This is a genomic window from Microbacterium enclense, assembly GCA_038182865.1.
Lineage (GTDB): Bacteria > Actinomycetota > Actinomycetes > Actinomycetales > Microbacteriaceae > Microbacterium > Microbacterium enclense_B.
Map to the genome: position 1 here is coordinate 155,833 of CP116226.1, position 21,239 is coordinate 177,071.

Sequence of the window (21,239 nt, forward strand, 5' to 3'; positions counted from 1 at the left end):
GGGGCATCACGCGAGCTGGTTGTTCCACATCGAGAGGGCGGAACCGATGGCCATGTGCATGTCGAGGTACTGGTAGGTGCCCAGGCGTCCGCCGAAGTGGACGTCTCGTTCGCCCTTGGCCAGCTCCCGGTACGCGAGCAGACCGGTGCGGTCGTCGGCGGTGTTGACGGGGTAGTACGGCTCGTCCGCACGGGTGGCGAAGCGCGAGTACTCCCGCACCACGACGGTCTTGTCAGTGGGGTAGCGATCGGCGCGTTCGGGGTGGAAGTGCTTGAACTCGTGGATACGCGTGTACGGCACGTCTGCGTCGGCGTAGTTCATCACGCTCGTGCCCTGGAAGTCGCCGATCGGCAGCACCTCCTGCTCGAAATCGAGGGTCCGCCACGACAGCTCCCCCTCGGCGTAGTCGAAGTACCGATCCACCGGTCCGGTGTAGACGACGGGGACCTGCCCCACCGTGGCCTTCTTGTTCAGCGGCTGCGTCTCATCGAAATAGTCGGTGGACAGCTTCACCTCGATGTTCGGGTGATCCGCCATCCGCTCCAACCACGCGGTGTACCCGTCGACGGGCAGACCCTCCCACGTGTCGTTGAAGTACCGGTTGTCGTACGTGTACCGCACGGGCAGGCGCGAGATGACCTCGGCCGGCAGATCCTTCGGATCCGTCTGCCACTGCTTCGCCGTGTAATCACGGATGAACGCCTCATACAGGGGCCGGCCGATCAACGCGATGCCCTTCTCCTCGAGGTTCGCGGCATCCTTCGCATCGAACTCCCCCGCCAGCTCGTGCACGAGCGCCTTCGCCTGGTCGGGGGTGTACGCAGCCTGGAAGAACTGGTTGATCGTGCCCAGGTTGATCGGCAGCGGGAACACCACACCCTTGTGGGTCGTGTACACCCGGTGCACGTAGTTCGTGAACTGCGTGAAGCGGTTGACGTACTCCCACACCGTCGGATTCGACGTGTGGAACAGGTGCGCACCGTAGCGGTGCACCTCGATGCCCGTCTCGGGCTCGTCCTCGGAATAGGCGTTGCCACCGATGTGATGACGGCGGTCGATGACGGTGACGCGGCGACCGGCGGCAGCCGCCCGCTCCGCGATCGTGAGACCGAAGAAGCCCGAACCGACTACCAGAAGATCCATGTACGCGAACAACTCTCGTCTCGGGGAAGAACGCCGTCCATCCTACCCGGGGGCTTCCTGAGGCCTCGCACGGAACGCCTCAGCGGGCGCGCAGAGAGGGTCGGATACGATGGCGTGTCGAAAACGGAACTGACGGAGACGGATCGTATGGGTGACTGGATCAGCGCCGTTCCGTCGTACCTCGCCGTCGTCCTGGTCCTGATCCTCCCCGGTATCGCGGTCGTCGCGGCCGGCTGGGGGGTGCGAAACCCGCAGCGCCTCCTGCTGGCGCCCGCGATCTCGGCGACGCTGGCCGCCGCCTCCGCCACGATCGCGCCGTTCGTCGGCCTGCGCTGGAACCTTCTGCCGCTCGCGCTGCTCACCCTCGTCGTGGTGGGCATCGCTCTGCTCCTGCGCCGCGGCACGGGAGCGGACCCGGCGCCGACCGGGCGCCGGACGATGCTCACCGCCGCTCTCGCTCTCGCGGCCACGGCGGGGGTGACGACGGTGATGTTCGCCCGGGCGTTCGGCTCTCCCGACAACATCGCCCAGCGCTTCGACAACATCGTCCACCTGAACGCGATCGCCCTCGCGGTCCAGAACGGCGACGCGTCGGGGTTCCAGATCGGCGCGACCTCCGACATCGACTTCTACCCGAACGGGTGGCACGCCCTCACCACGCTCGCGGTGGAACTCACCGGGTCTTCGATCCCCGTCGCGGTCAACGGCGCGAACCTCGCGATCGTCTCGCTGCTGTGGCCGGCGTCGATCATGGCTCTGGTGGGCGCTCTGTTCGCGCAGCGTCGGACCGCCTACATCACGGCCGCGGCCCTCTCGACGGGCTTCGGGGCTTTCCCCGCCCTGTTCTTCAACTGGGGCGTGCTGTATCCCAACCTCGTCGGCTACGCGATGGTCCCCGCCGCCCTGTCGACGGTGGCCACCGCTCTCGACGACCGCGGTCCGCGCGCGTTGACGCGCGCCCTCCTGCTCGTGGCCCTGCTCAGCGGCGGCGTGTTCCTCGGGCACCCGAACGCGTTCCTCTCGCTGCTCGCCTTCGCCGCCGCCCTCGTCATCGTGGTGCTCGGCATCCGGGCGGTCGGCGCGCGCACGCGCGCGTCCGTGGTCGCGGTCGGTGTCGCGGTCGTCGGCTTCGCCGTCGTGATGCTCGTGGTGTGGTCGATCTTCCGCACGGGTGCCGAGCACTCCGGGTGGCTCCCCTGGCAGGAGCTCGCGCAGGCGCTGGGTGAGGGACTCTTCGTCTCGCCCCGCGGGTTCACCCCGACGATCGTCGCGGTGCTCCTGCTCGCGGCGGGAGTGGTCGCCGTCGTGCGGCGCCCGCGGTGGCTGCCCGTGCTCGCGATGTTCGGCGTCGCGGTGCTCCTGTTCGTCGTGGCGTCGGGTCTGCGCATCGACCACCCGGTCCGTCAGTGGCTCACCAACCCCTGGTACAACGACTCGAACCGCCTCGCCGCTCTCCTGCCGCTCGTCGCGATCCCGCTGGCGACCCTCGGGGCTCTGGCGATCGTCGACGCCGCACGGCGCGTGGCCGCCCGGTGGTCGCTCCCGCGGGCGGCGCGCCTGACCGCCGCGGCCCTGGCGGTCATCGCCGTGTTCAGCGTGGTCATCGGTCCGAACATCCGCATCGCCCTCGCGCAGGTGCACGAGGCGTACGCCTACACCGACGACGCACTCATCCTCTCCAGCGACGAGCACGCCCTCCTGGAGCGCCTCGACGACGAGACCCCCGACGACGCGCTCATCATCGGCAGCCCGCGCACGGGAACGTCCCTGGCGCTCGCGCTCGCCGATCGCGAGGTCACGCAGCGGCACGTCTTCGGTTCCCCCTCTCCCGACCTCGTGTACCTCAACACCCACCTGCGCGACATCGACAGCGACCCCGTCGTGTGCTCCACCGTCGACGAGCTCGGAATCGACTACGTCCTCGACTTCGGTCGACGCGACGTCATCGACGACCCGTCGGGAGCCACGGCGTACGACGGCATCCAGGACCTGACCCCCTCCGCGCACCTCGTCCTGGTCGACTCCCAGGGCCCCGAGGCGCGCCTGTTCCGTATCGAGGGGTGCTGACGATGGCGCGCGGAGAGACCGTCGCGGTCGCCTACGACTGCCTGTTCCCGCACTCCACCGGGGGCGGCGAGAGGCAGTACCGCGCGTTCGCCGACGCGTTCGCGGAGCTCGGCCTCGAGGTGGACTACCTCACCGCCGTGCAGTGGGAGGGGCCGGCGCCCACGGACGAGCGATTCCGCGTGATCCCGGTGTGCGGGCGCCTCTCGCTCTACTCCGCCGACGGGGTGCGACGCATCCCGGCGGCCCTGCGCTACGCCGCGGGCCTGTTCACCGCCCTCGTCCGACGCCGGCGCCGTTACGCCGCCGTGGTCGTCAGCGGGCTGCCCGTCTTCAACGTCTTCGCAGCCCGGCTGGCGCTGCTCGGGTCGGGCACCCGCCTCGCCGTGGACTACCTCGAGGTGTGGCACCGACGACAGTGGGTCGAGTATTCCGGTCTCGTCACGGGGACCATCGCGTGGATCCTGCAACGCGCGGCGATCGCCATCACGCCCCTCGCCACGTGCCACTCGCAGCTGAGCGCGACGCGCCTGCGACGCGAGGGTCTGCGTCGCGCGCCGATCGTCAGCCCCGGACTGATCGACGCCGCCGTCGACGTGGCCGCTCCCGGCCCCGCCGCGACTCCGCCCTACGTCCTCTACGCGGGGCGCCACATCCCTGACAAGCGCGTCGACACGCTGCCCGCGGCCGTCGCGGCCGCTCGGGAGGCGATCCCCGACCTGCGGCTGGTGATCCTCGGGGCCGGCCCCAGCGGCGACGCCATCCGCGCCGAGGTCCGCCGAGTGGGCGGCGAGGAGTGGACCGCGTTCCCCGGATTCGTCTCGGATGCCGAGCTCGACACGCTCCTGCACGGCGCCCTGTGCCTGGCGAACCCGTCGCGGCGCGAGGGCTACGGCCTCGTCGTCGTGGAAGCGAACGCCCACGGCACCCCCGTCGTCCTGGTCGCGGACGAGGGCAATGCGGCCACCGAGCTCATCGACGCGCACGTGAACGGCGTCGTCGCTCCCTCTGCCTCCGCCACCGATCTCTCCCGGGCCATCCGGGCCGTCGCCGACGGGGGTGACGACCTCCGCCGCACCGCGCGCGCCTGGTACGACACCGCCGTCCGCACTCGCACCATCCGCCGCACCGTGGAGGGCATCGCGTCGGCACTGACGCTGCCGACCCGCTCCTCGGTGAAGACGAAAGAAGACACCCCGTGACCACTCCCGCCCCGACCGACGACGTCGAGCTGACGATCCTCATGCCCTGCCTCAACGAGGCGGAGACACTCGAGGTCTGCATCCGCAAGGCGCAGGGCTTCCTGTTGCGCACCGGCATCCGGGGTGAGGTGCTCATCTCCGACAACGGCAGCACCGACGGCTCTCAGGCGATCGCCGAGCGCCTCGGCGCGCGAGTCTCTCACGCTCCCCGTCGGGGCTACGGTGCCGCGCTGATCAACGGCATCGAGACGGCTCGTGGGCGGTTCGTGATCATGGCGGATGCCGATGACAGCTACGACTTCGAGAACCTCGAGCCGTTCGTCGAGCGCCTGCGCGCCGGCGCCGACCTCGTCATGGGCAACCGCTTCCGGGGTGGGATCGAGCCGGGCGCCATGCCGCCCCTGCACAAATACCTCGGCAATCCCGTGCTGTCGTTCATCGGGGAATTGTTCTTCCGTCCCGGCATCCGCGACTTCCACTGCGGCCTGCGCGGCTTCAATCGCGCCCGCATCCGTGACCTCGACCTGCAGACGACCGGTATGGAGTTCGCCTCCGAGATGGTCGTTCGCGCGTCGCTCGCGCGGTATCGCATCGAAGAGGTGCCGACGACGCTGAAGAAGGACGGACGCTCGCGTCCGCCGCACCTGCGCAGCTGGCACGACGGCTGGCGCCACCTCCGCTTCCTCCTGTTGTTCGCGCCCCGCTGGTTGTTCGTCTACCCCGGCCTCGTCGCTTTCTTCCTGGGGGCGATCGCGGTGGGCGTGCTGTCGTTCGGGGGCATCGAGATCGCCGGCGTCGGTTTCGACGTGACGACCATGGTCTATGCCAGCGCGCTGTGCGTGATCGGATTCCAGTCCCTGCTGTTCTTCTGGCTCACCAAGCTCTACGCCACGCAGGAGGGGTTCCTGCCGACCAGCGAGCGGTACCGGCGGATCGTGGCGAAGTGGTCCGCGGAGCGGGGTCTGCTGATCGGCGTGGGCCTCTTCCTCCTCGGCATCGTCATCGGCATCGTGCAGGTGACGCTGTGGGGCAGCCTCGACTTCGGCACGCAGAACGCCGCGCAAGCCGTGCGGATCGCCGTGCCCAGCGCCCTGACGATCATCCTCGGCTTCCAGACCGTGATGATGAGCTTCTTCTCGGGCGTGCTGACCACGCCGCGGCGCGAGCAGCGCCCCGAAGCCGTCATCGAGAGCTGATGGCCGCGCGTCGCATCCTCGTCGACCTGCTGGGGTTCACCGGCGGGCGCGGCGGAACCGAGACCTACGCGCGAGAACTCCTCCCGCGCCTGGCCGAGCGGATGCCGCGAGCGCACTTCGCCGCGATCACCGGGCGGGCGGGCAGCGGCCGTGTCGCCTCGTTCTTCCCCGGGCAGGTGCGCATCGTCCCCTGGGTCGGAGCCGACCCGGCCACCTGGGCGCTCGGGGCCGTCGCCGCGACCGAGGCCCTCGCCCGTCGGCACCGCGCCGACCTCGTCTGGGCGCCGGCGAACTTCGGACCGGTCTTCCGCGGCCTCCCCCGCGTGGTCACCGTGCACGATGCGATCTACGACGAGGTCCCGGGCTCTCTGGCCGAGCGGGCGCAGCGGGGCATCACCTCCCTCCTGATGCGGCGGTCCGCCCGCACCGCCGACCGCGTCCTGACGGTGTCGCACGCGGCGGCCGACAGCATCCGCACCCACCTGGGCCTCCCCGCCGAGCGCCTCACGGTGGTGCACAACGGCAGCTCGACCCCCCAGCCGCAGTCCGATCCCGCGAGCGTTCTCGCCGCGCTCCGGCTTCCGCCCGGTCGGCAAGTTCTCCTGAGCGTCGGCAACCGGATGCCGCACAAGAACTTCCCCGGTCTGCTCGAGGCCGTGGCATCCCTTCCGCCCGCCGACCGGCCGGTCACGGTCATCGCGGGGAGCCGACTGCCCGACCCGCTCGCCGCGGACGTCGAGCGCCTGGGACTGGAACGCGACGTCGTCCTCCCGGGCTGGGTCAGCGACGCCCAGCTCGAGGCCCTGTTCCAGATCGCCGACCTCTACGCCTGCCCGTCCCTCGTCGAGGGCTTCGGCTTGCCTGTCGTCGACGCGCTGCGCCGGTCGGTTCCGGTGCTCGCGAACGATGTCCCGGTCCTGCGCGAGGTGGGCGGCGACGCTGCCCGGTACTCCGACGCGACGGATGCCCTCGCCTTCGGGGCCGCGATCCGCGCAGCGCTGATCGCCCCGCCGGATGCCGCGACCCGCGCTGCCGCGCAGCGGTGGGCATCGCGCTTCACGTGGGACGACGCCGCCGACCGCACCGCGGAGGTTCTGGACCGCGCCCTCGGAGCCCGTCGATGACCGACTCCGCCGGGCCGGCGCCGCTGCGCGGGCGTCTCGTGGGATTCATGGTGGTCCCCGCGATCGCCGCGATCTCCCCGCTGTTGGTGCTTCCGCTCATCTCGCGACTCGCGGGCGACGGCGGGTGGGCGAGCGCGATCGCCGGCGAGGCCATCGGCACGTTCGCGGCGATCGCGATCGGCTACGGATGGACGGCTGTCGGTCCCGCCCTCGTCTCCATCGCCGCCGACGACGATCGCCGCGCGCGCTTGTACCGCGACTCGATCGTGGTGCGAGCCCTGCTCGCGGTGGTTCTGCTCCCGGTCCTCGTCGTGGTGTGTTGGCTGGTCGCGCATCCCGGGTCCGAGCTGCTGACCGTGCTCATGGGCGTACAGGGAGCGCTGATCGCGCTCACGTTCACGTGGTACTGCGCCGGGGTCGGCGACCCGCGCACGATCATCGCCTACGACGCGGTCCCCCGTGTCGTCGCGACGGCTCTCGCAGCGGGCGCGATCCTGCTCACCGGGATCGTCGAGCTCTACCCCGTCGCCGGCATCCTCGTCACCCTGATCGGGACGACGCTGTTCAGCGTGCGGCTGCTCCGCCGGCATCCGGGTCCGTGGCCGCCGGTGCGGGAGATCCCGGGGCTGCTGCGCGTGGGGCTGCCGGTCGCGGTGAACGACGCCGCGCTGAGCGCCTACTCGAGTGTTCCCGCTCCCCTCGTGAACGTCACGGCCCTTCCCTCCGCGGCCGCGGGCTACGCCTCGGCCGACAAGATGTTCAAGCTCGGCAGCGTGCTGCCGTTCACCCTCGCGAGCGCCTTCCAGAGCTGGGTGAGCGAGGGAGACGCCGTCGACCGCCGGAGGCGCCTTCGCGTCGCCCTGGCCACGCACGGCGCCTTCGGCCTCCTCGGCGCCCTCGTGCTCACGACGCTCGGTCCGTGGGTCAGCCTTGTCATGTTCGGCGAGTCCGCCGCCGCCGGCATCGACCTCCTCGCCGCGATGGGACTCGTCTTCGCGTTCCTGTCGATCCGCACCTCGATGACGCGTCACGTGCTCTTCCCCGCGGGCAAGGCCCGCCTGGTCATGCGCGCTACGCTCGTTGCGACGGCGATCGGCGTCCCGGCCATGATCGCGTTGGCCATCGCGATCGGCCCCCTCGGCGCAGCCCTCGGCTACGCCCTGACCGAAGGCCTCGCCACCCTCCTGCTGTGGCGACCGTGTGCCCTCGCGATGCGCGACATCGCGTCCCCACCGGCCCGAGAAGAACAGGACCGCACCGTATGACTTCCTCTCCCCCCGACGCCGCTGCGCGCATCGGTGCCGTCGTGCTCACCTGGCGCGACCGCGTCCAGACCGTGGAGTGCGTGACAGGGCTCCTCGCGTCACCGGCCATCACCCGAGTCGTCGTCGTCGACAACGAGGCCGACGGCACGATCCGGGATGCCTTCGCGCCCGACGACCGCATCGAGTTCGTCGAGTTGAGCGCCAACACCGGCTTCGCGGTCGGGGTGAATGCGGGAATGAAGGTGTTGCTCGCCGACGACGGGATCGATCTCCTGCTCGTCATGAACAACGACGCGACCCTGCCCGCGGACGATATCGAGCGGCTGCGTGCGCGTCTGACCGGCGACGCCTCCCTGGGCGTCGTGGGCCCCCGCATCGTCACCCCCGACGGTCAGCGCTTCTCGGCCGGCGGGGTCGTGAACCGCCTCACCTGGGGCATCCGGCAGCCGCGACCGGAGGAGCAGCCCGACTTCCTCACCTGGGCGTGCGTCCTGGTGCGACGCTCGACGCTCGAGAAGGCGGGCCTGCTGGACGAGCGCTTCTTCATGTACTGGGAAGACGTCGAGTACGGCTTCCGCCTCCGCGCCGAGGGCATCGGGTTCGCCGAGGTCCCCGACGCGGTGCTCACGCACGCCGTGTCCTCATCGCACTCGCGCGCGGGCTCGCGCATCCTCGCTTACTCCAGCCAGGCGTTCCGCCACTTCCTGGCGCTGCACGGCGGAGCCACCACGATCACGGGGCTCGCCCGCCTGAGCGCGAAGGTGCTGCTGACCCTCGCCCGCGGCGATCGCCGCGGAGCGGCCTACGTCCGCGCCGGCTGGCGCCTCGGCTCCCCCGCCCCCGATCCGGCCTACCCGGCCGTCAACGCTCTGCCCTGATCCGAGAGGACGCTCCATGACCATCGGTTTCGTCGTGACGACGCTGGGACGACTCGACCCCCTCCGCGCCCTCCTCTCCCCCCTCGAGGACCAGCTCCGCAGCGGAGACCACGTCGTGCTCGTGGCGCAGGGGGCGCAGGACGACGTGGCCGCCCTCGCAGCCGAGTTCTCAGCGCGCGGTGTCCCGGTCACCGCGACCACCTCCGCGCGAGGGGCCTCGCTCGGCCGCAACACCGGTGTGGCCGCCTTGCCGTCCGGCGATGCGGTCGTGACGTTCCCGAACGACAACACGACCTATCCCGCCGGCACCGTCGCGGCCCTGCACGCGGCCGTCGACGACCCCAGGTTCCTCGCCGGAGGCTTCACCTCGTGGGACGAGCGCGGTCCCAAGACCACGCTTCCCACGGCGGGCACACCCTTGGACAAGTACAACGTGTGGTCGATCATCGAGATGGGCATCCTCCTGCGCCGCTCGCTCTTCGACGCGGTGGGGGGCTTCGACGAGGCCATGGGGCCGGGGTCCGCCTCGCCGTGGCAAGTGGCCGAGGGCACGGACCTGCTGCTGCGCGCGATGGCGCACGAACCCCGCCTGGTCGAGGAGTTCCGGTGGCTTCCCTCCGACGTCCACGTCGACGGGATCTCCACGGGCTTCGGCCTCAGCGCGGCGGAACGCCGTCGCAAGCTGCGCGCCTACGGCCGCGGGACGGGGCGCGCGTTCGCGATCCACGGCTATCCCCTGTGGTGGCGCCTCGCGTTCACCGCTGCGGGTCTGCTCTACGGCGTCCGCAATCCGCGTCCGATCACGGTGGGCGACGGCTGGCCGATGTTCGTCGGTCGGCTCGAGGGCACGCTCGGCCGGACCTTCGGTCAGGCACGGATGGTCTCCGCCACCCGCTGAGCGCCCGAGACCCCGCTGTTACGCTGAGGACGTGTCATCCAGAGTTCTCATCACCGGCGGCGCCGGCTTCATCGGGTCCCACCTCTCCGAGCGACTCCTCGCCGAGGGCAACGAGGTGATCTGCGTCGACAACTTCTTCACGGGGTCACGCCGCAACGTCGAGCACCTGTTCGACAACCCGCGATTCGAGCTCATCCGGCACGACGTCACCTTCCCGCTGTACGTGGAGGTCGACCAGATCTACAACCTCGCGTGCCCCGCCTCGCCCGTGCACTACCAGCACGACCCGGTCCAGACCACGAAGACCAGCGTGGTGGGCGCCATCAACATGCTCGGTCTCGCCAAGCGCCTGCGCGTGCCGATCCTGCAGGCCTCCACCTCCGAGGTCTACGGCGATCCGGCTGTGCACCCGCAGACCGAGGACTACTGGGGCAACGTGAACCCCATCGGCACCCGCTCCTGCTACGACGAAGGCAAGCGCGCGGCGGAGACGCTCTTCTTCGACTACCGCCGCCAGCACGACCTGTCGATCAAGGTCATCCGGATCTTCAACACGTACGGTCCGCGCATGCACCCGAACGACGGCCGCGTGGTGTCCAACTTCATCGTGCAGGCCCTCCGCGGCGAGGCGATCACCATCTACGGCGATGGCTCGCAGACCCGGTCGTTCTGCTTCGTCGACGATCTCGTCGACGGCATGATCCGCCTGATGAACACCGATCACGAGGTCACCGGACCGATCAACGTCGGCAACCCCGGCGAATTCACCATGCTCGAGCTGGCGAACGCCGTCCTCGAGATCACCGGCAGCGACTCGACGATCGAGCACCGTCCCCTCCCGCAGGACGACCCGAAGCAGCGCCAGCCCAACATCGACCTGGCCCGCCGCGACCTGGGCTGGGAGCCCACGATCGCCCTGCGGGCCGGCCTCGAGCGCACGATCGAGTACTTCCGCTCGGTCCTGCCCGCCTGACACCGTGGCTCACGTTCTCGTCACCGGCGGCGCGGGGTTCATCGGGAGCCGTCTGAGCGCGCGGCTCGTGGCGGAGGGGCACCGCGTGCGCGTCCTGGACGCGCTCATCACGCAGGTGCACGGGCCGGACCCGGATGCCACGTCGCCGCTGCTGCGCGCGGTCGCGGGCGTGGGCGAGCTCCACCGCGGGACCGTCACCTCGACCGACGACCTCCGCGCGGCCCTCGAGGGCATCGACACGGTCGTCCACCTGGCCGCCGAGACCGGCACCGGCCAGTCGATGTACGAGATCGATCGCTACGTCGAGGCGAACATCGGCGGCACGGCCAAGCTCATGGACCTGCTGACCAACGAGCCCCACACGGTACGACGTGTCGTGGTGGCATCCTCCCGCTCGATCTACGGCGAGGGGGCCTACCGCACCGTCGCAGGCGCGGTGGTGTACCCGCCGCACCGGACGGATGCCGCGATGGCGCGCGGCGACTTCGCCGTCCGCGGTGACGACGGGGAGGAACTCCAGGTCATCCCCACGTCGGAAGACGCGGCGCTGCACCCCTCGTCGGTGTACGGCATCACGAAGCAGGTGCAGGAGTCGCTCGTGATGACGGTGGCTCCCACGATCGGCGTCGAGGCCGTCTCGCTGCGATACCAGAACGTCTATGGTCCCGGTCAGTCGCTGACCAACCCGTACACCGGCATCCTGTCGATCTTCTCGACGCTCATCCGCCAGGGCAAAGGAATCGACGTGTTCGAAGACGGCTTGGAAAGCCGCGACTTCGTCTACATCGACGACGTCGTCGAGGCGACGTACCTCGCCGCCACCTCCCCCGCCGCCGCGGGGGGTGTGTTCAACATCGGCTCGGGTACGGCCACGACCGTCCTCGAGGTCGTCGCCGCGCTGTCGGACGCTTTCGGCGTCGAGGTCGAGACCTCCCTCACCGGCCGGTACCGCCTCGGCGACATCCGCCACAACGTCGCCGACACGCGACGCGTGACCTCGGTGCTGGGATTCCAGCCGACCGTCTCGTTCGCCGAGGGCGTGCGGCGCTTCGTCGAGTGGGTCGCCGACGAGCCCCTCGCCGCCGGCGACTACGAGCGCTCCCTCGACGAGATGGCGGCCCGGCGGCTCTTGAAGTAGCCGCCGCCCGCCGCCCCGAGCGGCCCGCGAACCGGGCACGCACAGCGGAATATGACACCATGGGGACGTGAAGGGCATCATTCTCGCCGGTGGATCGGGCACGCGTCTGCATCCGATCACGCTGGGCGTCTCGAAGCAGCTGATTCCGGTCTACGACAAGCCGATGGTGTATTACCCGCTGTCGACGCTCATGCTCGCGGGCATCCGCGACGTGCTCATCATCACGACCCCCCACGACGCGCCCTTCTTCGAGCGCCTCCTGGGTGACGGATCGCAATTCGGCATCCGTCTCTCGTTCGCCCAGCAACCGTCCCCCGACGGCCTGGCCCAGGCCTTCACCATCGGCGCGGACTTCATCGGCGACGACAAGGTCGCCCTCGTCCTGGGCGACAACCTGCTGTACGGACCGGGCCTCGGCACGCAGCTCAAGCGGTTCACCGACGTCGACGGCAGCGCCGTGTTCGCCTACTGGGTCGCCGAGCCGTCCGCGTACGGCGTCGTCGAGTTCGACGCCGACGGCCGCGCCGTCTCCCTCGAGGAGAAGCCCACCCATCCGCAGAGCAACTACGCCGTCCCCGGGCTCTACTTCTACGACAACGACGTCGTCGAGATCGCCCGGAACCTCGAGCCGTCCGCTCGCGGCGAGTACGAGATCACCGATATCAACCGCGCCTACCTCGAGGCCGGCAAGCTGCAGGTCGAGGTCCTCCCGCGCGGGACCGCCTGGCTCGACACGGGCACGTTCGACCAGATGACCGACGCGGCCGACTACGTCCGCACGATCGAGCGCCGCACGGGCCTGCGCATCGGCGTCCCCGAGGAGGTGGCGTGGCGTCAGGGCTTCCTCTCCGACGAGGCACTGCGTGAGCGCGCGACGACGCTGGTGAAGTCGGGCTACGGCGCCTACCTGCTCGAGATCCTGGAAAGGGGCCACTGATGGCACGACTTCTCGTCACCGGAGGCGCCGGTTTCATCGGTTCCAACTTCGTGCACCACGTCGTGGCACACACCGACCACAGCGTGACCGTGCTCGACAAGCTCACCTACGCGGGCAACCGCGCGTCGCTGGACGGTCTCCCCGAGGACCGGGTGCGCCTGGTCGTGGGCGACATCGCGGATGCCGCGGTCGTCGACCCCCTCGTCGCCGAGGCCGACGCCGTCGTGCACTACGCCGCCGAGTCGCACAACGACAACTCCCTCCACGACCCGCGGCCGTTTCTCGACACCAACATCATCGGCACGTACACGCTGCTGGAGGCGGCGCGTCGCCACGACGTGCGGTTCCACCACATCTCGACCGACGAGGTGTACGGCGACCTCGAGCTCGACGATCCGGCGCGCTTCACCGAGAGCACGCCCTACAACCCCTCGTCGCCGTACTCGTCGACCAAGGCGGGATCCGACCTCCTGGTGCGGGCGTGGGTCCGTTCGTTCGGCGTGCGCGCCACCATCAGCAACTGCTCGAACAACTACGGCCCCTACCAGCACGTCGAGAAGTTCATCCCGCGTCAGATCACGAACGTGCTCCGCGGCATCCGTCCCAAGCTCTACGGCACGGGCGAGAACGTGCGCGACTGGATCCACGCCGACGACCACTCCTCCGCGGTGCTCACGATCCTCGACAAGGGCGAGATCGGGCAGACCTACCTCATCGGCGCCGACGGAGAGAAAGACAACAAGACCGTCGTCGAGTTGATCCTGCAGCTCACCGGTCAGCCCGCCGACGCCTACGACCTCGTCACCGACCGCCCCGGTCACGACCTGCGCTACGCGATCGACTCGACCAAGCTCCGCACCGAGCTCGGCTGGGCGCCGACCTACGGCGACTTCGCGTCGGGGCTTGCCGCGACCATCGACTGGTACCGCGAGAACGAGGCCTGGTGGGCCCCCGCGAAGGACGGCGTCGAGGCCTTCTACGCCAGCAAGGGACAGTGACCGGCGTGAGCATCGAGTTCGGCAAGGCGCTCCGCGCGCGCGCGACCCCCATTCCCGGGCTGATCCTGATCGATCTGCCCGTGCACGGCGACGCGCGGGGGTGGTTCAAGGAGAACTGGCAGCGCGAGAAGATGGTCGCCGCCGGGGTCGATCTCCCCGACTTCGGTCCGGTGCAGAACAACATCTCGTTCAACGACGCGGTGGGCACCACCCGTGGCATCCACGCCGAGCCCTGGGACAAGTACGTCTCCGTCGCCACGGGCCGTATCTTCGGTGCGTGGGTGGACCTCCGCGAGGGCGACACCTTCGGCGCGGTCTTCACCGCCGAACTCGACCCGTCGACGGCGATCTTCGTGCCGCGCGGCGTCGGCAACTCGTACCAGACGCTCGAGCCCGACACCGCTTACACCTATCTCGTCAACGACCACTGGTCGCCCGACGCGACATACACGTTCCTCAACCTCGCTGACGAGACCGCGGCCATCGCCTGGCCCATCCCCCTGGACTCGGTCGAGATCAGCGCGAAAGACCTCCAGCATCCGCGCCTCGCCGACGTCGTCCCCATGCCCCCGGCGAAGATCCTCGTCACCGGCGCGGGCGGACAGCTCGGCCGGGCGCTGCGCGCGGAGTTCGGCGAGCACCCGTGGATCGAGTACGCCTCTCGCGACGACCTCGACCTGACCTCCCCGGATCTGGATGCCGCCCGCCGCTGGCGCGACTATCGCACGATCGTCAACGCCTCGGCGTACACCAAGGTCGACGCCGCCGAGACGGCCGAGGGCCGTACCGAGGCGTGGGCGGCCAACGTCACCGCGGTCGCCGCGCTCAGCCGCATCGCCACGGCGAACGGCATCACCCTCGTGCACATCTCGAGCGACTACGTCTTCGACGGTGCGAAAGACGGCGCGTACACCGAGGACGACCGGGTGTCCCCCCTGGGCGTCTACGCGCAGACGAAGGCGGCCGGCGACGCGATCGTCTCCGTCGTCCCCCGCCACTACATCGTCCGCACCAGCTGGGTGATCGGCGACGGGCACAACTTCGTCCGCACGATGGTCGACCTCGCCGAAAGGGGCGTCGACCCGCGCGTCGTGACCGACCAGGTGGGCCGTCTCACCCTGGCATCCGACATCGCCGCGAGCATCCGTCGCCTCCTCGAGTCCCGGGCGCCGTATGGCGTCCACAACATCACCAGCGCGGGCGAGCCGGCCAGCTGGTACGACGTCGCACGCGAGGTGTTCGCGCTGACCGGACACGACCCCGACCGCATCACCGGGGTGACCACCGACGAGTACGACGCCGGCTCGACCGGTCCTGTCGCACCGCGCCCGCGCAACAGCGTGCTGGAGACCGCGGCGCTCGACGTCACCTGGCAGCAGCGGCTCGCCGAGTACCTCGCGTCCTCCCGCGGCTGAGGGCCCACCTCCGGCGGCTCCCAGGAACCCGCACGGTAGGATCGGAGGCGATGTCACGCGCAAATGAAGAGGCTACGCTTCGCCTGCAGCGGCTGGCGGCGACCCCGCTCAAGCCGGTCGGCGCCGTCAGCGGTTCCGGAGCGTGGTGGGGAGCGGTCCGCGCGATCTTCTCCCACCGCGAGATGCTGGGCCTCCTCGTCCGCCGTGACCTGAAGGCGCGCTACAAAGACTCCACGCTGGGGTTCTTCTGGTCGCTCATCCGCCCGCTGATCCAGCTGGCCGTCTACTTCGTCGTCATGGGTCAGTTCCTGCAGGCGGCGAAGAGCATCCCCGACTTCGCGGTCTACGTCTTCGCGGGCCTGTCCGCGATCGGTCTGTTCACCGAGATCGTCGTCGGCGGAACCGGCTCGGTGCTCACCAATGCGGGCCTCGTCAAGAAGGTGTACCTCCCCCGTGAGGTGTTCCCCCTCTCGAGCGTGGGCTCGGCCCTGTTCAACTTCGGCATCCAGCTGATCGTGCTGATCGGCGCCACGCTGCTCGTCGCGAAGCCGCCACTGCACCTCCAGCTCGCGTACGCGGTCCCCGCTGTCCTGTTGATCGTCGTGTACGGCACGGCGTTCGCGCTGCTGTTCAGCGCGGTGAACGTCTACCTCCGCGACGTGCAGTACCTCGTCGAGGTGATCACGATGCTGCTCTTCTGGGCGAGTCCGATCGTCTACTCGTGGCAGATGGCCAAGACCCTGATTCCGTCCCAGCTCGTCCTCGACGTGTACACGAACAACCCCCTCACCCTCGCCGTCCTCGGCTTCCAGCGCGCGTTCTGGGTCGCCGGCGACACCGCGGAGTGGCCCGCCGACCTCCTCATGCGCATGGGCATCGCCGGCGCGATCGGCGTCGTGCTGCTGCTCATCTGCCACCGCGTCTTCATCCGCCTGCAGGGCAACTTCGCCCAGGAGCTCTGACCCCATGTCCACGCCCCCCGTCCTGCCCTCGGAGAGTGCCCCGCGCCCCGAGGTCGCCCGCATCCGCGGCGTCTCGAAGAAGTTCACGATCCGCAAGGACTCCTCCATCAAGGAGCGCGTCGTAACGCTCGGCCGCGCCGGACGCCGCCACAAGAAGGAGTTCTGGGCGCTGCGCAACGTCGACCTCGACATCTACGCGGGCGAGACGATCGGCCTGATCGGCCACAACGGCTCCGGCAAGAGCACGCTGCTGAAGGTCATCGGCGGCATCGTCGACCCGACCTCGGGAACCGTCGAAGAACGCGGTCGCCTGGCCGCTCTGCTCGAGTTGGGTGCCGGGTTCCACCCCGACCTCACCGGCCGCGAGAACGTCTTCCTCAACGCCTCCGTGCTCGGCCTCAGCCGAGAAGAGACCGAGGCGCAGTTCGACGACATCGTCGCGTTCGCCTCGATCGGCGACTTCATCGACACCCAGGTGAAGTTCTACTCCTCGGGCATGTACGTGCGCCTCGCCTTCGCGGTCGCCGTGCACACCGACCCCGACGTCCTGCTCGTGGACGAGGTGCTCGCCGTCGGCGACGAAGCGTTCCAGCGCAAGTGCATGGATCGCATCCGCGACTTCCAGAAAGAGGGGCGCACGATCATCCTCGTGACGCACTCCCTCGATCAGGTGGTCGAGCTGTGCGGTCGCGCCGTACTCCTGCACCAGGGTGAGGTCCTCTTCGACGGCGCCCCTTCCACGGCCGTCGCCCGCTTCCGCGACCTGCTCGAGGAGCGCCGGGTCGCCGAGCGCGACGCCGCCGAACCCGGCGTCCCCCGTCCGCAGGGGTCCGTCCGCAGCGTCAGCGCGGTCGTCGCGGGCCGGGCGCCCGGACAACCCCTGCAACCCGGCGACGACCTCGAGGTCCGGCTGACACTCGCCTCCGAGCAGCTGAACGAGTGGGGATGCCGCATCCAGATCGACGACCACATGGGCCACAAGATGTTCGTCACGGGTACCGACTGGCTCAAGACCCCCGTCGACCCGATGAAGGGTGAGACAGAGGTCTCGTTCGTGCTGAAGGACCCGCCGCTCGCCGGCGGCAAGTACTTCGTCAACGCCACCCTCATCGACGGGCACGGCAACGACCTGCACAACATCATGCAGGCCACCTCGTTCAACGTCGAGTTCGACCCCCGCGCCACCGGTTACCTGCGCATCGACGTCGAAGGGTCGACGAGCGGAGCCCGCTGACCCGCTCTCCCGCGCCCCCACGGGCAGGCGGGCGTGACGTTCTCAGACCGTGCCGCGCAGCAGACCACGACCACCGGGCCCTGACCGGATGGGTGGGCCGAGAGCCTCAGCCGCGAGCGGAGAAGGGCGACCCCGCCATGAGGGCGGTGATCGTCGTCGCCTCGCCCCAGATGCCCGGTGAGTCGTACGGACGATCGGGGAAGGCCCCGTACTGCAGCGCGACGTGGAGACCGTTCTCGGCGATGAAGCGCTCGACGCGGCTCGCCAGAGACTCCGGCTCCCCCGATGCCACGTTCACGATCCCGGTGACACCGTCCGCGGTCGCCGCAACGGCGATCTGGCGTCCGAGTTCGGCGACGTCGATGAAGTCGTAGAGCGTTCGACCCGTGGTGAAGGGGAACGAGGTGTCCCCGCGATCGGCCGCTTCGAGGAGCTTGGCGAAGATCGAGCGGTTCCGGCGGTCGTCGCCGAGGATGTAGTAAGCGCGGAGCCAGACGAACTGCGCGCGGTCCCCGATCGTCAGCGTGGCGGAGCGACGGAGAGCGTCTTTGGCGATGCCGTACAGGGTCACGGGGTTCGTCGGGGTCTCGGCCGTCACCGCCCCCTCCCAGTAACCGATCTCGTGCATCGACCCCAGAGCGGCGATACGCGTCACCCCGGCCTCCACGAGCCCCGTGAGGAACCGGTAGTGGTCCGACAGGCGTTCGAGGTGAGAGGGGGCGTTGTGCACGAAGCCGTCCTGCCACGCCAGGTGGATGACCGCCTCGATGCGATCCACCGGAACGACGTCGGAGACGGCGAACGAAGGATCGAGCACGTCGGCTTCGATGACGCGCGCCGCGGGGTCGAGGTCTCCCTCGCGGCGATGCCGCACGATGGCGACGGCCTCGTAGCCCAGCTCGACGACCGCGCGGGTGACATGCCGCCCGACGTATCCCCCTGCACCGGTGATGACGACGATCTTGCTCACGACGACCTCCTGGGCTCTACCGTACGACGCCGATGACGATCAGGGCCGCCGTGACGAGGAGCAGCAGGACGAGGGGGATGAATCGTGTGCGCACGAGCAGCCCGGTGCCTCCGCCGCTCGGAGCCACGGGATCGACGCGCAGGACACGCGCCAGCCATCGTGGCATCCAGTTCTTCAGATCGAGCGCCGGCTTCTCGAACAGCATGTAACTGACGTAGGCGTAGAGGTGCACAGCGACGATCACGACGAGCAGGTACACGAAGGCGCCCGCCCGCTCGGGGAGACCGTACTCGGCGGCGAGGAACATGACCGGCCAGCCTGCGATGTAGATGCCGTACGACAGGTCGGCGTGGCGGTCCCACCGCGAGAGCGCGGTCACGCGCGTGCCGAACCAGATCAATCCGTACGCGAACGCGTACTGCCCGAAGAGGAACCAGCCGCCGCGCCACCAGCACAACGCCGCGATGACGAGCATCGCGATCCCGAGGCGATCGTCGAACGGCACCTTCTCGATGTACAGCTGCACGAGCGTGCCGAAGGCGAACGGGGCTGCGAGCTGCAGCACCTGCGGGTTGGACAGCGTCTGGATGATCGACCCGAGGTCACCGACGTGCAAAGCCTGGAACGTGCTCAGCACGAGGATGCCGCCCGCCACGATGGCCCCGACGATGCGCGCGCGCAGGGCCCCGATGACCCCGAGGACCAAGACACCGAGGTAGCAGGCGAACTCGTACATCAGGGTCCACGCGGAGCCGTTCCACGTGTTGTACCCCACCTGGACGGCGTGGGTGCTCCCTCCGGTCCCGGCGATCGCCCACTGGTTCAGGACGAGGGTGAAGTTGTTCGCCACGTAGTCCCACGGCGAGTTGTCGGGGAACGAGAGGAAGCCCTGGAAGGTGCCCTGGGAGTGGTGCCAGGCGAGGGGGGCGAACAGGAACGCGGTCACCACGAGGATGAGGAACCACGCCGGATAGATGCGCGCGACGCGGTGCCACAGGTAGCGGAAGGGCGACCGCGATCGCATCATGCTCCGCGTGATCAGCATGCCGGAGAGGAAGAAGAACCCCGTGACGGCGACACCGCCGAGCGAGGTCTCGGCTCCCCATTGCGCGCCGATGTCGACGCCGCCGAAGATGCCCGCGATCGGGCCCGCGTGCGAGAAGATCACCATGAAGGCCATCGCCCATCGGAGGAACCCGATGGAGTTGTGACGCGGATCGAACACCTCTCCCAGACTGCGCACTGCGATCACACGCCGAGGGGATAACCGAATTCCTCGGCACCCTCCCACGTCGCGGCCGGGATGTTCGTGTAGATCGGCTCGGCACCGGAGAAGAAGTTGCGGATCGCCGCGAGCACGTCGAGGGTGTCGGTGTCGATCTCGACCGTGAACCCGTTCCAGTGCGCGGTGCACATCTCGTACGCCTGCGAGCGGATCGCGACGGTGACGACGCTCGGATCCTGATCGATCCAGTCGAGGGTGGGATCGACGACCGCGTACCCTCCGCGTGCGGCAGCCTCGAGGATGAGAGCGGCGACCGCACGGATCTGGGCCTGCTCGAGAACGCCCGACCGCAGGAAGCCGTCGACGCTCCACCGGAACATCGGCGAGCGATGATTGACGATGTGCTGGTTGCTCCAGTCGGCGATGTCGCTCTGCGCGATGACGCCGGCGGCGAGCGTCGACCCGCGTCCCGCGTGGTAGACGAACGCTCCCTGGGCGAGCAGGTGCTGGTAGCCGGCGTTGGACGCGCGGGCGGACCAGTCGGACTCTTCCCCGTAGCCGCGGCCGAAGACGGGGTCCATGAGCCCCACGGTGGGGAGCACGGCGACGGGCACGATCATCGCGAACGAGATACCCGCGGGGATCTCGAGCGCCTCGGAGGCGAACTCGGCCGAGAGCGCCTCGCCGATGAGGTCGGCGACCTCGGGCGTCTCGGTGTAGAGCTCGGTTCCGTTGGGGAGAGAGTACGGATCGACGTTCGTCGACCACGCGGTCACAGAGGCCGCGGCGGGCGACGCGGACACCACGTCGAGGAGCACCTTGACGGAGTTCCGCGAGTAGATCACGTCGGAGTTCGAGATGATGACGTAGTCGTAGCCGAGCCGCTGAGCCGTCGCGAGCCCGAGGTTGACGTTGCGCGGGATCCCCTGGTTGCGCGGCGACCGGTAGAAGACGGCGCCGAACTCGGCGGCGAGCTCGGCGAGGTACTCGCTGAAGCCCGGCTCGGGGCTGCAGTCGTCGAGCACCAGCACGTCGAGGTCGAAGCCGTCGTGATCGAGGTGCGCGATGGACTCGAACGTCCGGCGCGCGAAGTCTCGTCCGTTGTAGAAGGTGACGGCGAGCAGAATCCGGGGCGTCGCCGCGGTCACTGCCCCATCATCCTTCGCGCCCGGCGCGCCACGACGTAGAGGGCGTGGTTCTTGCGGAACACATGCTCCATCTTGCGGCGGGGGTCGAGGAGCTGCTTGAGCGAGACGATCTCGATCTGCAGCTTGGCGATCTGCTCCTCACGTTCGAGAAGGCCTCGAGTCAGTTCGATCACACGTCGGTTGGCGACCTCGGCATCCTGCAGCGCACGCTCGAGTGACACCGCGTCAACGGCTTCGGCGGTCAGCTCCGGGTTCTTCCCCATGGCCAACACCTCTCTCTGATTCTCTGGGCACGACCCCGGCGCGGCACAGGGCCGCGACGAAGGGCATGCCGACTCGGTGGCCGGGAACGTTCACGATGGGCCTGCCGAAAAACGGCGGTGGAGGGGAACCGGATCCTTCATCCACATCGTGTCGTAGATTAGCATCCCCCCGTGAGCGCATCCTGGCGCTCGCGCCCGTCGCCCCG

General features: G+C 69.3%; 19 protein-coding genes. 14 read left to right on the forward strand and 5 right to left on the reverse strand.

Annotated features, from left to right (window positions below):
- Positions 1-6: 6 nt before the first annotated feature.
- Positions 7-1,143, reverse strand: a complete 1,137-nt coding sequence (gene glf, locus PIR02_00710) for a UDP-galactopyranose mutase (GenBank protein WZH37193.1) — start codon at positions 1,141-1,143, stop codon at positions 7-9.
- Positions 1,144-1,290: 147 nt separating this feature from the next.
- On the opposite strand from glf, the gene PIR02_00715 reads away from it, so the two are divergent.
- From PIR02_00715 to PIR02_00780, 14 genes are all read left to right on the forward strand, one after another.
- Positions 1,291-3,210, forward strand: a complete 1,920-nt coding sequence (locus tag PIR02_00715; GenBank protein ID WZH37194.1) for a hypothetical protein — start codon at positions 1,291-1,293, stop codon at positions 3,208-3,210.
- A gap of 2 nt (positions 3,211-3,212) precedes the next feature.
- The gene (locus tag PIR02_00720) at positions 3,213-4,409 is read left to right on the forward strand and encodes a glycosyltransferase (GenBank protein WZH37195.1); all 1,197 of its coding nucleotides are present in this window, start codon (positions 3,213-3,215) and stop codon (positions 4,407-4,409) included.
- Positions 4,406-5,605 (forward strand): glycosyltransferase family 2 protein, encoded by a 1,200-nt coding sequence (locus PIR02_00725; GenBank protein ID WZH37196.1) that lies wholly within the window; start codon positions 4,406-4,408, stop codon positions 5,603-5,605. Before PIR02_00720 ends, PIR02_00725 begins: the two co-directional genes overlap by 4 nt.
- Complete coding sequence (locus PIR02_00730; protein WZH37197.1) at positions 5,605-6,729, forward strand: glycosyltransferase family 1 protein; 1,125 nt, start codon at positions 5,605-5,607, stop codon at positions 6,727-6,729. The genes PIR02_00725 and PIR02_00730 overlap by 1 nt, the downstream gene beginning before the upstream one ends.
- On the forward strand, positions 6,726-7,994 hold the full coding sequence (locus PIR02_00735; GenBank protein ID WZH37198.1) for a polysaccharide biosynthesis protein: 1,269 nt from the start codon (positions 6,726-6,728) through the stop codon (positions 7,992-7,994). Before PIR02_00730 ends, PIR02_00735 begins: the two co-directional genes overlap by 4 nt.
- Entirely contained in the window at positions 7,991-8,872 is an 882-nt protein-coding gene (locus PIR02_00740; protein ID WZH37199.1) for a glycosyltransferase family 2 protein, read from the forward strand. Before PIR02_00735 ends, PIR02_00740 begins: the two co-directional genes overlap by 4 nt.
- Before the next feature lie 16 nt (positions 8,873-8,888).
- Positions 8,889-9,770: a glycosyltransferase gene (locus PIR02_00745; protein WZH37200.1), complete on the forward strand. Its 882-nt coding sequence runs from the start codon at positions 8,889-8,891 to the stop codon at positions 9,768-9,770.
- Between the two features lie 31 nt (positions 9,771-9,801).
- Entirely contained in the window at positions 9,802-10,743 is a 942-nt protein-coding gene (locus tag PIR02_00750; GenBank protein ID WZH37201.1) for an SDR family oxidoreductase, read from the forward strand.
- Positions 10,744-10,747: 4 nt separating this feature from the next.
- On the forward strand, positions 10,748-11,881 hold the full coding sequence (locus tag PIR02_00755) for an NAD-dependent epimerase/dehydratase family protein (protein WZH37202.1): 1,134 nt from the start codon (positions 10,748-10,750) through the stop codon (positions 11,879-11,881).
- A 67-nt stretch (positions 11,882-11,948) separates the two neighbouring features.
- Positions 11,949-12,818, forward strand: a complete 870-nt coding sequence (rfbA, locus tag PIR02_00760) for a glucose-1-phosphate thymidylyltransferase RfbA (protein WZH37203.1) — start codon at positions 11,949-11,951, stop codon at positions 12,816-12,818.
- Positions 12,818-13,816 (forward strand): dTDP-glucose 4,6-dehydratase, encoded by a 999-nt coding sequence (gene rfbB, locus PIR02_00765; GenBank protein ID WZH37204.1) that lies wholly within the window; start codon positions 12,818-12,820, stop codon positions 13,814-13,816. The genes rfbA and rfbB overlap by 1 nt, the downstream gene beginning before the upstream one ends.
- 5 nt (positions 13,817-13,821) lie before the next feature.
- Positions 13,822-15,231 carry a bifunctional dTDP-4-dehydrorhamnose 3,5-epimerase family protein/NAD(P)-dependent oxidoreductase gene (locus PIR02_00770; GenBank protein ID WZH37205.1) on the forward strand — a complete coding sequence of 470 codons (1,410 nt, stop codon included), beginning with the start codon at positions 13,822-13,824 and terminating at the stop codon, positions 15,229-15,231.
- Between the two features lie 50 nt (positions 15,232-15,281).
- The gene (locus PIR02_00775; protein ID WZH37206.1) at positions 15,282-16,193 is read left to right on the forward strand and encodes an ABC transporter permease; all 912 of its coding nucleotides are present in this window, start codon (positions 15,282-15,284) and stop codon (positions 16,191-16,193) included.
- 4 nt (positions 16,194-16,197) lie between these two features.
- Positions 16,198-17,427, forward strand: a complete 1,230-nt coding sequence (locus PIR02_00780; GenBank protein WZH37207.1) for an ABC transporter ATP-binding protein — start codon at positions 16,198-16,200, stop codon at positions 17,425-17,427.
- 106 nt (positions 17,428-17,533) lie between these two features.
- Here the strand turns inward: PIR02_00780 and PIR02_00785 are convergent, their stop codons facing one another.
- Genes PIR02_00785 through PIR02_00800 form a run of 4 tightly spaced genes read right to left on the reverse strand, consistent with a single transcriptional unit; the run spans position 17,534 to position 21,033 of the window.
- Positions 17,534-18,397 (reverse strand): NAD-dependent epimerase/dehydratase family protein, encoded by an 864-nt coding sequence (locus PIR02_00785; GenBank protein ID WZH37208.1) that lies wholly within the window; start codon positions 18,395-18,397, stop codon positions 17,534-17,536.
- Positions 18,398-18,413: 16 nt separating this feature from the next.
- Complete coding sequence (locus tag PIR02_00790; protein ID WZH37209.1) at positions 18,414-19,649, reverse strand: acyltransferase; 1,236 nt, start codon at positions 19,647-19,649, stop codon at positions 18,414-18,416.
- Positions 19,646-20,770, reverse strand: a complete 1,125-nt coding sequence (locus tag PIR02_00795) for a glycosyltransferase (protein WZH37210.1) — start codon at positions 20,768-20,770, stop codon at positions 19,646-19,648. The genes PIR02_00790 and PIR02_00795 overlap by 4 nt, the downstream gene beginning before the upstream one ends.
- Positions 20,767-21,033, reverse strand: coding sequence for a hypothetical protein (locus tag PIR02_00800; GenBank protein ID WZH37211.1), 267 nt, complete (start codon positions 21,031-21,033; stop codon positions 20,767-20,769). The genes PIR02_00795 and PIR02_00800 overlap by 4 nt, the downstream gene beginning before the upstream one ends.
- Positions 21,034-21,239: the final 206 nt, after the last annotated feature.

Coding starts and splice junctions, on each gene's coding strand:
- glf (WZH37193.1), bottom strand. CDS start 1,143: ATGGATCTTCTGGTAGTCGGTTCGGGCTTCTTCGGTCTCACGATCGCG.
- PIR02_00715 (WZH37194.1), top strand. CDS start 1,291: ATGGGTGACTGGATCAGCGCCGTTCCGTCGTACCTCGCCGTCGTCCTG.
- PIR02_00720 (WZH37195.1), top strand. CDS start 3,213: ATGGCGCGCGGAGAGACCGTCGCGGTCGCCTACGACTGCCTGTTCCCG.
- PIR02_00730 (WZH37197.1), top strand. CDS start 5,605: ATGGCCGCGCGTCGCATCCTCGTCGACCTGCTGGGGTTCACCGGCGGG.
- PIR02_00735 (WZH37198.1), top strand. CDS start 6,726: ATGACCGACTCCGCCGGGCCGGCGCCGCTGCGCGGGCGTCTCGTGGGA.
- PIR02_00740 (WZH37199.1), top strand. CDS start 7,991: ATGACTTCCTCTCCCCCCGACGCCGCTGCGCGCATCGGTGCCGTCGTG.
- PIR02_00745 (WZH37200.1), top strand. CDS start 8,889: ATGACCATCGGTTTCGTCGTGACGACGCTGGGACGACTCGACCCCCTC.
- rfbB (WZH37204.1), top strand. CDS start 12,818: ATGGCACGACTTCTCGTCACCGGAGGCGCCGGTTTCATCGGTTCCAAC.
- PIR02_00775 (WZH37206.1), top strand. CDS start 15,282: ATGTCACGCGCAAATGAAGAGGCTACGCTTCGCCTGCAGCGGCTGGCG.
- PIR02_00780 (WZH37207.1), top strand. CDS start 16,198: ATGTCCACGCCCCCCGTCCTGCCCTCGGAGAGTGCCCCGCGCCCCGAG.
- PIR02_00800 (WZH37211.1), bottom strand. CDS start 21,033: ATGGGGAAGAACCCGGAGCTGACCGCCGAAGCCGTTGACGCGGTGTCA.